This is a genomic window from Chitinophaga sp. CF118 (assembly GCF_900112615.1).
GTDB lineage: Bacteria > Bacteroidota > Bacteroidia > Chitinophagales > Chitinophagaceae > Chitinophaga.
This window is the reverse complement of sequence record NZ_FOMK01000001.1, coordinates 1,145,176-1,160,664: the sequence shown is the minus strand read 5'-3', so window position 1 is coordinate 1,160,664 and position 15,489 is coordinate 1,145,176. Positions and strand designations below refer to the sequence as shown.

The 15,489-nt window shown below is 41.6% G+C and carries 11 protein-coding genes; 7 read left to right on the top strand and 4 right to left on the bottom strand.

Annotated elements, in window-relative coordinates:
• Window positions 1–194 precede the first annotated feature (194 nt).
• The 5 genes from BM176_RS04535 (at window position 195) to BM176_RS04515 (ending at window position 8,568) form a co-directional block, all read left to right on the top strand.
• Entirely contained in the window at window positions 195–1,691 is a 1,497-nt protein-coding gene (locus tag BM176_RS04535; protein ID WP_143097707.1) for a S41 family peptidase, read from the top strand.
• A 288-nt stretch (window positions 1,692–1,979) separates the two neighbouring features.
• On the top strand, window positions 1,980–2,429 hold the full coding sequence (locus BM176_RS04530; RefSeq protein ID WP_090099974.1) for a response regulator: 450 nt from the start codon (window positions 1,980–1,982) through the stop codon (window positions 2,427–2,429).
• A 68-nt stretch (window positions 2,430–2,497) separates the two neighbouring features.
• Window positions 2,498–3,070, top strand: coding sequence for a biliverdin-producing heme oxygenase (locus BM176_RS04525; RefSeq protein WP_090099972.1), 573 nt, complete (start codon window positions 2,498–2,500; stop codon window positions 3,068–3,070).
• A gap of 129 nt (window positions 3,071–3,199) precedes the next feature.
• Window positions 3,200–7,684, top strand: a complete 4,485-nt coding sequence (locus BM176_RS04520; protein ID WP_090099970.1) for a CheR family methyltransferase — start codon at window positions 3,200–3,202, stop codon at window positions 7,682–7,684.
• Between the two features lie 53 nt (window positions 7,685–7,737).
• Complete coding sequence (locus BM176_RS04515) at window positions 7,738–8,568, top strand: hypothetical protein (protein WP_143097706.1); 831 nt, start codon at window positions 7,738–7,740, stop codon at window positions 8,566–8,568.
• Window positions 8,569–8,832: 264 nt separating this feature from the next.
• Here BM176_RS04515 and BM176_RS04510 read toward each other — a convergent pair whose 3' ends face one another.
• The gene (locus BM176_RS04510; protein ID WP_090099966.1) at window positions 8,833–9,060 is read right to left on the bottom strand and encodes a hypothetical protein; all 228 of its coding nucleotides are present in this window, start codon (window positions 9,058–9,060) and stop codon (window positions 8,833–8,835) included.
• Window positions 9,044–10,381 carry an AAA family ATPase gene (locus tag BM176_RS04505; protein ID WP_090099964.1) on the bottom strand — a complete coding sequence of 446 codons (1,338 nt, stop codon included), beginning with the start codon at window positions 10,379–10,381 and terminating at the stop codon, window positions 9,044–9,046. The genes BM176_RS04510 and BM176_RS04505 overlap by 17 nt, the downstream gene beginning before the upstream one ends.
• 451 nt (window positions 10,382–10,832) lie before the next feature.
• Between BM176_RS04505 and BM176_RS04500 the strand changes: the two genes are divergently transcribed.
• Together BM176_RS04500 and BM176_RS04495 are read left to right on the top strand one after the other, a co-directional pair.
• On the top strand, window positions 10,833–11,465 hold the full coding sequence (locus BM176_RS04500) for a SatD family protein (protein WP_090099962.1): 633 nt from the start codon (window positions 10,833–10,835) through the stop codon (window positions 11,463–11,465).
• A 95-nt stretch (window positions 11,466–11,560) separates the two neighbouring features.
• Window positions 11,561–11,929 carry a hypothetical protein gene (locus tag BM176_RS04495; protein ID WP_143097705.1) on the top strand — a complete coding sequence of 123 codons (369 nt, stop codon included), beginning with the start codon at window positions 11,561–11,563 and terminating at the stop codon, window positions 11,927–11,929.
• A gap of 63 nt (window positions 11,930–11,992) precedes the next feature.
• Here BM176_RS04495 and BM176_RS04490 read toward each other — a convergent pair whose 3' ends face one another.
• Together BM176_RS04490 and BM176_RS04485 are read right to left on the bottom strand one after the other, a co-directional pair.
• Window positions 11,993–15,142 (bottom strand): efflux RND transporter permease subunit, encoded by a 3,150-nt coding sequence (locus tag BM176_RS04490; RefSeq protein ID WP_090099958.1) that lies wholly within the window; start codon window positions 15,140–15,142, stop codon window positions 11,993–11,995.
• 23 nt (window positions 15,143–15,165) lie between these two features.
• Window positions 15,166–15,465, bottom strand: a complete 300-nt coding sequence (locus tag BM176_RS04485; RefSeq protein WP_090099956.1) for a DUF190 domain-containing protein — start codon at window positions 15,463–15,465, stop codon at window positions 15,166–15,168.
• Window positions 15,466–15,489 lie beyond the last annotated feature (24 nt).

The window sequence follows — 15,489 nt, the reverse complement described above, 5'->3', positions numbered from 1 at the left end:
CCTGGGTAACTATCACTATTTACATTTCAACTATAAGAAGATTAGTTAATGTTGAGATCAACTGCTTCGTATAGATACAGTTAACTACACCAGAAACCCCGGTATTATTGCCGGGGTTTTTTGTATATTCATATTAACTGCTGTAATAACATGGTAAATAATCGTAATTTCCAGATTCATTTAAATACATTCCCGTGAAAACGATTTATTCCCTCATACTAGTAATTTTCCTTGCCTCTACATTCATGGCTTGCAGGAAAGACAATAAGACCGATGATGCTCCTGTAACACCTGCGGAAGGTAGCAGGGAACAGCTTACACTGGATTCCCTTTTTCTCTATGCTAAAGAGATGTATCTCTGGTATGATGCCTTGCCGGATTACGCCACCTTTAACCCACGGCAGTATGCTACCGGTGGGGATGTATTGAGTAATTATGAGAAAGAACTTTTCCTCATCACCCAATATAAAATTAACCCTTCCACCGGTAATCCTTATGAGTATTCAGGGTATCCTGGTAGGCCCAAGTATTCCTTTATGGAAGAGGGAAGTCCCACTACCGGTACCTCAGGTTCTGTATCTCTGGCTGATAAGGGAGATGATTTTGGTCTTGCACTGACGGCTGTATCGGCTTCTGATATCCGGATACGTTATGTAAATCCGGTTTCCGCAGCCGATGATGCCGGCCTGGTAAGAGGAGATCAGATCCTGGCTGTAAATGGCAATACAATCTCGTCCAGTTCATCTTCATATGTTGATGCAGCATTGGCGCAATCGACTGTTACTCTTTCGGTAAAGAAGGGCAATGGAACAACAAGTAATGTAACATTGACACAACATGATTATACCACTAATCCTGTATTTAAGGATACGGTATTAACTGCTGGTACACAAAAGGTAGGATATGTGGCCGTAAGCAGATTTTCTGCACCTGCCAGTTTTACACCGGCATTGAAAGAAGTGTTCAGCACTTTTGCAACAGCAGGTGTTACGGCATTGGTAATAGACCTCAGGTATAATGGGGGAGGGTACACCCAGGCGGCAGAAGACCTGGTGAATCTGGTAGCGCCTTCCGCCCTGAACGGAAAGGTGATGTACACAGAGTATTTCAACACATTACTGCAGAATGGGAAGGCTCCTATTCTGAAGCAACAACTTTACCTGGATGCAAATGGTAAACCAGTTACTTACCAGGGGCGTAATGCTACTTATGCTGATATAGATTATTCTGTGTCCGGAAACACTTATACGTTTAAAAAAGAAGGCACATTGCAAACTGTAAAACAGGTGGTATTTATTGTAAGCGGGGGCACGGCATCTGCCAGTGAACTCACTATCAACAGTTTGAAACCTTATATGCCTGTGAAGCTGGTAGGACAGCAAACCTATGGGAAACCGGTAGGTTTCTTTGGTATTAAGATAGATGCCTATACCGTTTACATGTCTAGTTTTACCATGCAGAATTCCAGCGGTGAAGGAGATTATTTTCATGGTATGACGCCTGATATCTCTGCCAATGATGATATAACCCATGATTTCGGAGATCCTTCAGAAAACTGTCTGGCTGCGGCCCTTTCTTATATCAGTGGGAATCCTTCCGGTCGTACAGGAAATGTGGAATCCAGTCCGCTTATTCACATGGGACCGTCTTCTTTTAATGGGATGATAGAGAATAGGGCGAAGTTCCGTTAAGCAATCATTATCAATCCCCTGTTAAACATGGGATTTCCTTATTGCGTAATGTTTTTTCCCGATCCGATCTGCTTTTTGAAATCAGGGATGGTAGCTTTGCTTAGCTTCCTTAAATAACAACACTTGTTACCCCCGATTTTGACTTCAATAATATCATTCTTAAAAGTGTAAAGTCCTTCAAAGTAGTCCTGGGATTTATATCCCGGGACTGCGAAGGCACAATTTCACACTTACGTGCTATTTTGCGACATTATTTAAGTAAATTTAGCCGTTAAATTTTAGAATTGGATGATCAGAAAGGTGCAACGTACCAGGAAATGTATACTCGTGGCAGATGACGACGCAGATGACAGGGAACTGATTAAAGTTGCATTTGAAGAAAGTGGTGCTGAAGCAGAATTACATTTTGTGGAGAACGGAGAAGAGTTAATGTATTATCTGAACAGACATGGTAAGTATTCTGATGAAGAAAAATATCCCTTCCCCAATATTATATTACTTGACCTGAATATGCCCCGTAAAGACGGGCGTGAAGCACTACGTGAAATCAAAGAACATATCAACCTGAAATGGGTACCTATCATTATTCTCACTACTTCAACAGAAGCAAAGGACATCACTAAATGTTATGAACTTGGCGTGAACAGTTACTCGATTAAACCCGCAAATTTTTCAGACCTGGTAGCATTCACCCGCATGCTTCATACATACTGGTTCACAGTGGTACAACTCCCGTAGAAATTATTCCACACCGTCAGCATATTTATTCATCGTAATTTTAATCATCAGTACTAAACCTATATTTGATGATGATTAAATACATAAGGGAAAGCACTGAAACGCTTTACCAGGAACTGGAAAACATATTCATTTCCAGAATTAAACAAGTAAGTACACCTTCTGAATATATGAGTCTGCTGCAATTGTTTTACGGATATTACTACCCGTTAGAGCAGCATATTGCAGCCCATCTGGATACCAGTTTCTCTGTAGGCTTTGAGCACCGGCGAAAGGCTCCCCTCTTGCTGCAGGATATGGCTGTTATTAGCGGATCTCCTGTTGAACCATCACATTTATGTACCGGAATTCCCGAAATAACTGATGCCTGCCAGGCTTTGGGTGCTTTATATGCACTGGAACGATTTGCCCTGGGTGGACAAGCGATAGCCCGGATACTTACTGATAACCTGTTAATACCTGAATTACCCAAGGCCATAACCTTCTTTGAGGGATATAGCAGCAATACCCAAACCATGTGGGATAGTCTTGTTCATTACCTGGACGGCTATAACGGTACCGATGCACAAAAGGCAAGATTAATCGGGACAGTTGAAGATACTTTCCTCAAATTTAAACTCTGGGCACAATCCAATATCTAGAGTGCAATCCCCCGGCAATGAGAATAGCCGTACATCTCCGCAATTTTATCCTGGAATAATTGAATTAATACATGCTCATACCAGTAGTTTTTTTGGTATGAAAATGGTTAATAGGATAAATAACCCTTGATGAAAAAAGCTAACTACATAATAGCAATTGGGGCCTCAGCCGGGGGATTGGAAGCGATTCATGAATTTTTTGATAATATGCCGGAGTACGGCAATCTTTCTTTCGTGATCATACAGCACCTATCCCCGGACTATAAGAGCCTGCTGGTGGAACTGGTGTCCAAGCATACGAATATGAAAGTACGGGAAGTAGAGAAGGATATGCCTGTTGAGAGCGATTGTGTATATGTTATTCCCAACAATAAAGAAATCATCATTGACCAGGGCCGTTTGCAACTCCAGCAAAAGCCTGCCGGAAAAAGACCTAACACTGCCATAGATACTTTTTTATTTTCTCTCGCTAAAGATAAGGGTCGTTATGCCATCTGTATTATCCTGTCTGGTACGGGAACTGATGGTACCCGCGGTGCGGGAGCCATAAAAAAAGCCGGTGGTATGGTGATGGTGCAGGATCCAGAATCAGCCCGGTTTGATGGGATGCCCAGGAGTGCTATCAATTCTGAAAATATAGATTATGTGCTGGCTCCGGAATTTATGCCCGGAGAGATCTATAACTTAATCCAGGATATGCCTGTACAGGTATTTAATGGAAAAATAGATGAAGAATTGTTACCCGAAGTATTCCAACTTGTAAGAGAGAATAGCGGACAGGATTTTCATCATTATAAATCGCCTACTATTACACGGCGCATTGCCCGGCGTATGACCCAGTTTAATTTAAATACACTGGAAGATTATCTGCAGGTACTGCGCCAGAATCCTGAAGAAAATAAACTGCTGGCACAGGATTTCCTGATTGGCGTGACCCGCTTTTTCCGGGATAAAGGTGCCTTTGAGGTAATAAAAGATCAGATCCTGAGTAAACTGATAGAGGAGAAAGAAGAAGGTGCCATCCTGAAAATATGGGTGACTGCCTGTAGTACCGGTGAAGAAGTATATTCTATTGCCATCCTTCTGGATCAGTGTTTGCAAAAACGGAACAAATGGTTGGATATAAAAATCTTTGCTACGGATATAGACAGTAATGCCATTGAATATGCAGCGAGAGGTTCTTATCCGGCAGCTGCGGTAAATGTGTTAGACCCAGCCATCCTCAAAAAATACTTCCTGAAAGAAGAAAATAAATATCAGATCGTTCCGCGCCTGCGTAAACAGATTGTATTTGCCCGGCATAATATCCTGAAAGATCCTCCATTTATAAAAAATGACCTGGTCACCTGCCGGAATATGCTTATTTATATGGACAATGTGCTGCAACGCCAGGTATTAGCATCTCTTCATTTTGCATTGAATACCGGTGGCTACCTGTTTCTAGGTCCCAGCGAGTCTGCGACAGTAATTCGTGGCGGACTGGAAGAAGTGAGCTCTAAATGGAAGATCTACAGAAAGAGTGAGAACTTACGGGGGGCACCACCGGAAAATCTGTATAGCCCGTTAGAATACATCCGGAAGGCGCGTGAAATGCGGACCAGTGCCAATGGAATGGTAGCACCCGAAAAGCGGGTAGCTGCTGAACTGCTTGAAGAGTTCCGCCAGGTGATGGCAGATGACTACGGTTATGCCGCCGTTTATATAGATAAGAATTACGAGATCCGCGAAGCAATAGGAAATTATAAAAAATATCTTTCCCTCCCGGAAAAGAAGCTGAACCTGAATTTGCTGAAAATGGTCCCTGCAGATCTTGCTATGACATTGAATATGGCATTGCGGCAGGCCTGGAAAACAGAACAGAAAGTGCCCGTCAAAGGAGTGAAACTGAATACAAAAGAAGGCTTACGGGTAGTGAATATGCTGATCAAACCAGGAGTTAACACACTTATCGTATTTGGTGAAGAACCGGAGAAGACTATTGTATTTGATCATACAGATATCTCTGATATACATACCGGGGGAGTAAACGAGCATATTTTATTATTGGAGGCAGAACTGGGCGAAACAAGAACCAACCTGCAAATGGCTATCGAAGGATTGGAAACCTCCAATGAAGAGTTACAGTCGAGCAATGAAGAACTACTCTCTGCCAATGAGGAACTGCAATCCAGCAATGAAGAACTGCAATCATTGAACGAAGAGCTTCATACGTTGAACACCGAACATCAGCTGAAAATAAAAGAACTGATAGAGTTGAACGACGATATGAATAACTATTTCCGTAGCACGGATATAGGACAGGTATTTGTAGATGCAAGGCTCCGCATCCGCAAGTTTAATCCTGCTGCAGTAAAAATGATCAATCTTATTCCTACGGATATAGGTCGTCCTATTAATCATATTTCCACAAATATTCAGCAGGATAGCCTCATTGATGATATTAATACGGTGATACTGAATAAGGATACCCTGGAAAAAGAAATGGTGCTGAGCAATGGCAATATACACCTGATGAAGATCATGCCTTATATCCGTCAGGATAAACAAACGGACGGCGTAGTGATCACCTTTGTAGATATCACTGCCATTAAGGAACTGGACATGCTGCTAAAAGGCGTATTTAATGCCAGTACCAGTGTGATCATGGCCTTTAAGGCAATTACATCAGCTAAAGGTATTGTGACTGATTTCAGGTTGCTAACTGCTAATAAAGCAGCGTCCCGTTTATTGGGTAAAAACATGCCCAGGGATGTTTCTATGTTAGAATCATTGCCCCAGTTGACGCAACAGGGATTGTTTGAAAAATATGTACAGGTAGCGGGTAAAGGCAGGATGCTGCATACAGAATTTAAAACAGAACTGAACAGACAGGATGCCTGGTTTGAACTGGCAGCCGTTAAAACACAGGATGGTATTGTGATCACCTGTAATGACCTTACAGAGAAGAAAGATACAGAAGACCGTTTGCGCAGGAATTACAATGAGCTGGTACAGGCAAGGGAAAGTCTACGCATCCTGAATGCGGCACTGGAAGATAAAGTACTGGAAAGAACGCACGAACTCACACAAAGCGAAGAACGTTTCCGTATGGTATCCCAGGCCACCAACGATACTATCTGGGATTGGAACCTTACCAATAATGAGGTATGGTGGAGTGATAACTTTTACAGCGTTTACGGATATTCCAGGGATAATAAAACATCCGGTCGCAGTTTCTGGCTGGAAAACATTCATCCCGATGACCGCGACCGGATACATGAAAGTATTACCCGTGCTGTCAGTACAAAACAAAGCCAATGGTCTGAAGGGTATCGCCTGCGCAGATCAGATGGATCCTATGCGCATGTGCTGGACAGGGGCTACCTGATGCTGGACGAATACGCCACCCCTTACCGTATGCTGGGGTCTATGATGGATGTGACCATCCTCCGTGAAGCGGAGGAGCTGGCAATCGTTAATATGGAAGAAAAACGATTCCTGGCTGAATCTATGCCACTCATCCTGTGGACGGCCATGCCCAATGGTGAGATCAATTTCGTGAATCAGCAGTTCATTACCTATACAGGACTTTCATTCGAATCTATCAAAGAGAAAAGATGGAATGACATTATTCATCAGGATGATCTGTCCGTATGGAATGATACCTGGAATACTGCAGTAAAAAGTAAAGAAGATTTTTCTACGGAATTGCGTCTTAAACGCTATGATAACCTGTATAACTGGTTCCTGATGAGGGGCCGCGCACAGAAAGATATGAGTGGGGTGGCTATTTTATGGGTAGGTACCAGCACAGATATCCATGAACAAAAAACGCTGGCAGAACTGATGGAACAACGGGTGATGGAGCGTACTACTGCTTTACAGAAGGCGAACCAGGAACTGGAATCCAGCAATACGGAACTGCAACAATATGCATTTGTAGCTTCGCACGACCTGAAAGAGCCGCTGCGTAAGATCCATATGTTCGGTAATATGCTGAGGGAACGGTATCAGGATAATATGGAAGATAAGGCGATGGACTATCTGGATCGCATTATTAATTCATCTTCCCGTATGACCAGCCTCATTAATGATTTGTTAAAATTTTCCCGGTTATCACAGGTGAATTTCTTTGAGCAGGTAAACCTGGAAGTGATCATTAAAGAGATCTTATCTGACCTTGAAATAATTATACAGGAGAAAAATGCAATTGTTACTGTAGGTTCGTTACCTATCATAGAAGCAGTTCCAGGGCAGCTCCGGCAGGTATTTCAGAACCTTTTAAGCAATGCATTTAAATTCTCCCGTAAAGATATTCAGCCGATGATCAGCATCACAGCATCACGTATTAAGTATAAACAGTTCGACAGTCCGGCAGATCCGGCAGGGTCTTATGCCTGTATTACAATCTCAGATAACGGTATCGGCTTCGACGAGAAATATCTCGATAAAATATTTGTATTGTTCCAGCGTTTACATACGAAAGACAAATTTGAGGGCACAGGAATAGGCCTGGCAGTTACCCGCAAGATCGTAGATAAACACAACGGACTTATTACAGCACACAGCCGTGAAAAGGAAGGCGCTACATTTACAATCATACTACCTGTAAAACAGGAACAGGAAGCAGGGTAATTTTCCTTAATTTTGCGCGGATTAAACGTTTGCCACTTTAAACATCCCTGATTATGACAAGGAGAATGCTCTCAGTATTTATTAGCATTGCTGTTTCTACTGCCGCTTTCGGACAAAGTAAGACTGTAATAGGTATAGCACCCTTTAGGGCCGGTGCTTCTCAGAATAGTAATAATGTGATCTCTGTTCAGGAAACTGTATCTGACGTATTTTCCAGGAACAAGCGGTTATTACTGGTAGAAAAGGAGAAAATGACCCAGGTGAAGGCTGATTCTGCTTCCCAACAGAATAAACTGGATCCCCAATTGCTGGAACAGGCAAAAGCTACAGGAGCTCAATATATTATCACCGGAAATGTATCCAGAGCTGCCGTTGAAATTAAACAAACCAATATTCCTGTAATAGGAGTGACTACTTCCAACGTTGCAGAAATTTCATTCACTATGAGTGTAATCGATGTTGCAAGGGAAGAGGTAATAGCCACCACTACCATCAATAGCACTGGTAAAGGAAAGATTGCGTTTGAAGATGCCCTGAGGGATCTTAAGCCGCAGGTAGAGCGGTTTATGAAAGATAATTTTAAGATCACCGTATCCATTGCTGAAATAGAGGAAAAGAACAGCAATGGTGGTGCAGCAAAGGTGCTGATAGTTGCAGGCAGTTTATTAGGAGTAAAGGAACTGGATGAGTTCCGGGTATATGAACTGACAGAACTCACCGTGGATGGTAAGAAAATGACGCGTAAGAAAACATTGGGCAAAATAGCTGTTTCAAAGGTAGAGGATGAGAATTTCTCTGTATGTCTTGTACAGGAAGGTGGAATTGATATTGCCAAAAAGGTGGAAGAAGGCGCGAAGATAAAATGTGAGATGATCACAGAATAATTGAATATTCGTTATAAGGCGAATAAAGTAAAAGGCGGTCAGTGATGAACTAACCGCCTTTTTTATAATACAAGTTTTAGAATGGCCGTTTTTATATTTTAGTCATTACCATGAGCCCTTGTTGTAATTGAATGATAAATTTCAGGGTATGTCCCGTTAATGCATCTATCCAGACGTATCCAGGCCCGGGAATACCACTGGCTGTGAATTTAACGATATGACAGAAGCCTGTTGTACCGGTTAATACATCTTCTCCTAAATATTCTACCTTAAAGGTTTCTTTTCCATTCTTCTCAAATGTATATGCATTCCTACAGATTTTAAATAAAGAGTTTCTGCCGGAAGAGCGTCAGCAAATTGTTGGAAGTATTCAGGTTCTGTTTTCTGATCTTCACAGACTATTAAAAATAAATATTCGTATTTCTTAAATCGAACAGGTCTTTCAATAGTATCCTTTTCTGCTTTTAATCCAAGTTTACCTTTCCTCGCCATGCTTTGTAACCTTTAAAGATGATAACTCTTTAAAATCCGGGATAGCACCATATCTTCCTTCAAAATATCTCTTTTCTTTATCTGTGTCGGGACGTTCTTTTTCACTCTTTGCAAAGGGATCATCTTTTCCTACATATACAAAGTCAGAAAGAGAATAAATCTCAGTAGATTCCCAATCGTTCTTGTCAGAGAAATAAATCTGATCTCTTCTCAAATTGCAGTATGATAAAAGATTTGTATCGTGAGTTGCGAAAATGATTTGAGCTTTATTGGGATTGGTTTTGTTGTCAAGAAAGAGGTTGATAGTGCGCAAGGTCATTAACGGATGCATTTTAGCCTCAATTTCATCAATAATTAAAATGCCTCCATTCACTAATGCCCAGATTACAGGTCCACTTAAGTGAAATGCTTTTTTTGTTCCGGCAGATTCTCTTTCTTCCAGTTTCCAACTTAATAGTTCTTTTGTTTTGTTACCGGCATTATCGTATAGATTGTGTTTAGACCAGATTGTGAATCTCTCTTTCCCATCAAGCTCTTTTATCAGAATATTTTTAATCTCTTCTGGGAATCCCTGGTTGATTTCACTCGCATCAAATGTTTTGGTAGTAATTTCCAAATCAACAATTGATAAGTTCAGTGTACAGAAATAGTCCTTTATTTTAGACTGGTATTCTGGATTTTGCCATAACTCGACTGTGTGAATTTCTTCATCATCAGTCTGAAGACCATCAACCATATTGAAATACCTGAACCATTGAAATATTTTTTTTGCCTCTTCAACATTAAGCATGTCGCAAGTCGAGAGAAATAAGGCATTATCCCTTGTTGCTTCAATTGCAGCTTCAATTACTTTCCCTGATCCTTTGAACCCATTAGAAGTATCAATTACATCCCCTTTTCTTTGAAAGAGATTCACTTCCCTCCCTTGCCCTTTTCTGAATAGCCATTCGGTAAGGATTTCCTTCTGGTTAAATTCTAAGCCATATCTATAACGATAGTCTTGTAATATAAAAGTGATCTCAAAGAAAGTCGGTTTTTCATTCCATCCCTTTTTTAATAGGAATGGATCATAAGGTAATTTGGTGGTAGATGAAGCTCTTGCAGAATTGTGCAAGAGCTTATCCAGCAATCCCATTGCCTTTAACAGATTACTCTTACCACTGGCGTTAGGTCCATATATAGCAATCGCATTCAGGGCATAACTTTTCCCCTTTTCTATTATGTTATCGGGGAAATCCCTTTGCTTAGGTGCTGGAACAAGGCTGAGTATCTGCTCTTTTCCAATAGATCGATAGTTTGATATTTTAAACTCTATCAACATGTTAAATTCAGAGTTATTTCTTCTAAATTACGATACTTCGGTGATAAAATGAAATGGAAAATGTTTTTTTAGAGATGTAGTTTATTCTTCCTGAGGTTAATTTACATATCCGAGGTGGTGTTTAGATCCAGTAGAGATTCAATCATCCTTCGTTCATCCTCCGTTAATAAACGAAGGATGAACGAAGGATGATTTTTGCCAGACTATATCTGATCTCTTTACATATTACGAATATCTGCTTTTTGGATTGAGAATTCGGTCGGATTGTCACGTAAGTTGCTTGTAATTTTTAAAATTCACTCATCCTATACAGGAAATATCAGGCCCATGAGAATAATATAGCATACTCTACGAAGCCTTTGTTTCATTATTTGTGCAATAATGATGAATGTTTCACTAAATTTGCAATAATGTCGAATGTTTCACTTTTTATGCAACTAAATATCAACTTATGAATTTCATATTAATGGCTGATATAATAAACAGTCGGGACAAGAATCAACAGCTTCTTATAAAAGATTTTAAAGAAGTTGTTGATAATATTAATGAGGAGATGGGAGAAAAAGTGTTATCGCCCCTAACAATAACACTAGGAGACGAATTTCAAGGAATTCTTCGTGATCTTCCATCTGCTTTAAATACGATTATTAATATTGAAGAGAACATACTCAAATCTAAAAAGAGTTTCCAACTCAGATATGTTCTTGTTGAAGGTAAAATCGAAACAAAAATTAATACGCAAATAGCATATGAAATGTTGGGTCCCGGTTTAACTGAAGCAAGACAGTGTCTTGCAGAAATGAAAGAATCAAATTTGAAATTTATAACCAGGTTACGGGATAAGAAAAAACAAAATGCGATAAACGATACATTTATAGTTCTTCAGGGTTTGACTGACGACTGGAACCTTTTAAAGGATAGCACATTAATTGATGCGTTCCTTGTGTATAAAGACTATAAGTTAGTAGCAAAAGAATTAGATAAGGACCGGTCACTTATGTGGAAAAGGAAAAAGTCATTAAAACTTGATGAATACATTGCACTAAAAGAAGTGATAAACTACCTGGGAGAAGTAAAAGATTAACCTGGAGTTTTACTACCAAATTTTTCTCTATGCCATATTACTAAATTGGAGCTTTTGCAACATGACTTGTGCCCGTTAAAATGAGGCAACTTCAAATGGCCAAAGTAATTATATTAATTATAATAATTATTATCGTAGAGTTAATATTAGCATTTTTATTTAGCCTTATAGCCCAGATTTGGTATAAAAAGAATGGGATAGATTTAAGAGCAGTATTTAAAGGCGTGCTCGAACGAATTTTCTTAGCCATTGCGCTAATCAATAATCAGACAAATGCGTTAACTTTTTTTAGTGCGCTAAAATTGGCGACGAGGTTAAAACATCAGGAACCAGAAAGCGAGCGTAATGGATTTAATGATTACTACCTTATAGGTAATCTGGCTTCTGTTACAATAGCTATTTTATATGCTTATCTGTATGTTCATTTTGGTGAGATTGAAATTTTCAATAAATTAACCAGCTAATACCACATAAAAAAAAGCCGCCTCAGAATTACTCCGAGACGGCACTGTCCACTGTATTGTTCCCTATTCTATCTCTTCTTCATTTTTAACAGCATGTTTCGCGGACCTGTTCTTTTCCACCCATGAATACAACGCTGGAATCAGTAATGGTGCAAAGATCAGGGTACTTGTCAGCCCACCGATAATTACAGTGGCCAATGGTCTTTGTACATCCGAACCTATCCCGGAAGAAGTAGCAGCAGGTATCAGACCTGCAATCGCTACTATCAGGATAGAAAGAATTGCGCTTAGTTGTTCTTTGGCTCCCAGGAATACGCTTTGTTGCAATGTAAGATCGGGTCGTACCCTGACCCTGTTAATAGCTGATACGAGCAGTACTCCTGCCATTACAGATATACCGAATATACTCACAAATCCTACCCCTGCAGATACGTTAAAGTGATATCCCCTGATGAGCAGGGCAACGATACCACCAGCCAGTGCAAACAGGATACAGCTCACCGTTACAATGGTTTGCGGCATGTTACGGAATAAGATGAACAACACCAGGAATACCATGATGATAGTCAGCGGGATGGTCATAGACAATTGTTTGCCTGCACGTTCCAGGTTCTCATATTGTCCGCCGTATACAATCGCGTATCCTTTAGGGATATGCAGTTGAGTGTTGATCTTGTTATTGATCTCCTTCACAAAACCTCCCTGATCACGGCCGCGGATGTTGGTACGTACAGTCACCATCCGTTTGCTGTTGTAGCGATAAATATTTGTTTGTCCCTTTACGTAGGAGATATCTGCCAGCTGGTTCATGGGAATGAGCGCTCCTGTGGCAGAAGGCACCTGCAGATTCTTCACAGATTCTATCGTACTGCGTTCGCCGGGAAGGTAGCGGATTACCAGATCGTAGCGTTTGGTGCCATCATAAAGGGTGGAGATAGTTTTACCACCAATGGCTGCTTCAATCATACTCTGGATATCTGCCACATTGATTCCGAAGCGGGCAGCATTTTCTCTGTTGATGTTGATTGCTATTTGTTCCTGCGGGCCTTCCTGCTCGATGTTCACTGATTCGGAGCCCTGCATATGTTTTACAATGTCGGAGATGGTATCTGCTTTCGCCCGCATCATGGTAAGATCATCGCCTACGATGGAGATGGCCAGATCCGCTGCACTGCCGGTCACAATTTCCATTACCTGGTCAATGATCGGCTGACCGGAAGAGAATTTTACGGAAGGCATTGCCCTTTCCAGATCGTGGCGGATGTTGGTAACCAGTTCTTTTTTAGAAATGGTATCGCTCCACAGTTTATATTCTTTCAATCCTACCAGGATCTCATTACGATTCGCGGGGAATGGGTCAGTACCATCGTCGTTACGGCCCGCCTGTGTGATCACAAAAGAGACCTGCGGATATTTGGCAATCACCTTTCTTATAAGGGGAGAATAACGCGCATTTTCCTGGATGGTAATACCTGCCGGGAAGTTGCCACGGAGGAAGATAGATCCTTCATCCAGTTCAGGTAAAAACTCTGATCCCAGTTTGGCTCCGAATAATACTAACATGATCACTACCGAGAATCCCACCAAAACGGTTGTTTTAGGCCGTTTAAGCGTGACTCCCAACACTTTTGCATAATACTTGCCGAGGAAATCAAGCACCACATTGCGATGCTCTTTCATTGGTTTATCCGTATTGTAGAATGCCTTTCTGAATGCAAAGGAGATAAGTACTGGTATTAATGTTAATGCTGCCAACATGGAACCTATCACTGCAAATGCCAGGGTAAGTGCCATTGGAGAGAACAGTTTACCTTCTACACGTGTCATCAGCAGGATAGGCATATAGGCCAGGATGATGATGGTAACGGAGAAGAATATTTCGCGGCCTACTTCCTGGGAAGAACGAAGAGTGAGGGCGATAATTCCCCGCTTCTTCTCTTCCGGTGGTGCTGTCCGGTACGTTCGTATCAGATGTTCTGCCATTACACAGGCGCCGTCTACAATTATTCCGAAGTCGATTGCGCCGAGCGATAACAGGTTAGCCGGTATGCCGGTGAGGCGCATAAGTATGAATGCAAAGAGCAGCGAGAATGGAATGGTTAGCGCCACTACCAGTGCACTACGTAAACTGCCTAAGAAGAAGATCAGTATGATCACTACGATAGATACCCCTTCCAGTAATGTATGACCAACTGTTTCAAGAGAGTGGTCTATCAGGAAGCTACGGTCGTACAGCGTACGCAGATGTACTCCTTTGGGCAGTTCGTCCCGCTCCAGATCCTCCACTCTTTCTTTCAGTATTTTCAAAACTTCGCTGGGATTCTCATAACGTCTCAGCAGAATGATTCCTTCTACGCCATTGTTCGAGTTTGTTTTAGTAGCGTTGATGGTGTACCCCATTACACCACTGGGTGGGGGAGGAGCTACTTCTACAGTTGCCACATCACGGAGGTATATCGGCATACCATTGGCTGCTTTCAGCACAATGTTCTGGATATCCTGTTCTGTTTTTACCGCCCCGAGTCCGCGTACGGCAAAGCCTTGTTCCCCACGGTTAATAATATTCCCACCGGTGTTCTGGTTATTCTTCTGCACCGCATCGATCACATCCTGGATAGTTAGACTGTATTTGCGCAACTTATCGGGAGCAGTAAGAATATGGAACTGTTTAAGCGGACCGCCAAAGGTGGTGATGTCTGCTATCCCCGGTACCTGTAACAGGTAAGGTTTTATGACCCAGTCCTGCAGGTCCCTGATTTCTGTTGGTGTAAAATTGGGAGGTGCTTCTACTACATAACGTAATATTTCACCTACAGCGGTAGTGAGTGGTGCCAGTTCCGGCGCTACACCTTCGGGCAGTTCTGCCGTGGCGAGTCTTTCATTTACCTGCTGGCGGGCAAAGTAATCGTCAGTGCCATCGGTGAAAGTAAGCTGTACTACGCTGAGGCCGAAGATGGTACGGCTTCTGCGGTCGAGCACATTCGGGGTATTCTGTAAAGCCCTCTCTATGGGGATGGTTACCTGTTGTTCTACCTCTTCAGCAGCACGGCCGGGATATTGCGCTACAATGATCACATTGGTATCTGCAATATCCGGGTAAGCTTCTATTTTCAGCATGGTAAAACACCAGTAGCCGATGCCCATCAGGCCCAGCCCCATCAGGATAACTACCCACCTGTTTTTTAAAGAGAATATTAATAGATTACGAATCATTGCGTGTGTGTTTCAATCAAGATCTAAAATCGTTCTACTTTACTGGTAACTATGAATCCGCTGCTTACCCGCTTGCGTAGTTCTTTTAATACATCCAGCACCTTTTCCTCTTCATCTATAAAAGTGATCAGCATAGGAGGTTCATCGAAACTGAACAGGCTATCCGGTCGTTTTACCTGGTGGTGTTCTCCAAAACCAATAGTTCCGCGAAAAGCCGTAGCACCTGCTACTTTGTGTTTGAGTAAGAACTGTACAATGAATTCATATAAAGGTTGTGAGCCGAATACTTCATCTTTATCTATAAATATCTGTGCTTGTAACATGTTGTATGGTTTGTAATATCAATG

Excerpts from the sequence above, each read along its gene's own strand:
- BM176_RS04495 (WP_143097705.1), top strand. The coding sequence starts at position 11,561 with ATGGCCAAAGTAATTATATTAATTATAATAATTATTATCGTAGAGTTA.
- BM176_RS04515 (WP_143097706.1), top strand. The coding sequence starts at position 7,738 with ATGACAAGGAGAATGCTCTCAGTATTTATTAGCATTGCTGTTTCTACT.
- BM176_RS04530 (WP_090099974.1), top strand. The coding sequence starts at position 1,980 with ATGATCAGAAAGGTGCAACGTACCAGGAAATGTATACTCGTGGCAGAT.
- BM176_RS04505 (WP_090099964.1), bottom strand. The coding sequence starts at position 10,381 with ATGTTGATAGAGTTTAAAATATCAAACTATCGATCTATTGGAAAAGAG.
- BM176_RS04485 (WP_090099956.1), bottom strand. The coding sequence starts at position 15,465 with ATGTTACAAGCACAGATATTTATAGATAAAGATGAAGTATTCGGCTCA.
- BM176_RS04520 (WP_090099970.1), top strand. The coding sequence starts at position 3,200 with ATGAAAAAAGCTAACTACATAATAGCAATTGGGGCCTCAGCCGGGGGA.
- BM176_RS04500 (WP_090099962.1), top strand. The coding sequence starts at position 10,833 with ATGAATTTCATATTAATGGCTGATATAATAAACAGTCGGGACAAGAAT.
- BM176_RS04525 (WP_090099972.1), top strand. The coding sequence starts at position 2,498 with ATGATGATTAAATACATAAGGGAAAGCACTGAAACGCTTTACCAGGAA.
- BM176_RS04490 (WP_090099958.1), bottom strand. The coding sequence starts at position 15,142 with ATGATTCGTAATCTATTAATATTCTCTTTAAAAAACAGGTGGGTAGTT.
- BM176_RS04510 (WP_090099966.1), bottom strand. The coding sequence starts at position 9,060 with ATGGCGAGGAAAGGTAAACTTGGATTAAAAGCAGAAAAGGATACTATT.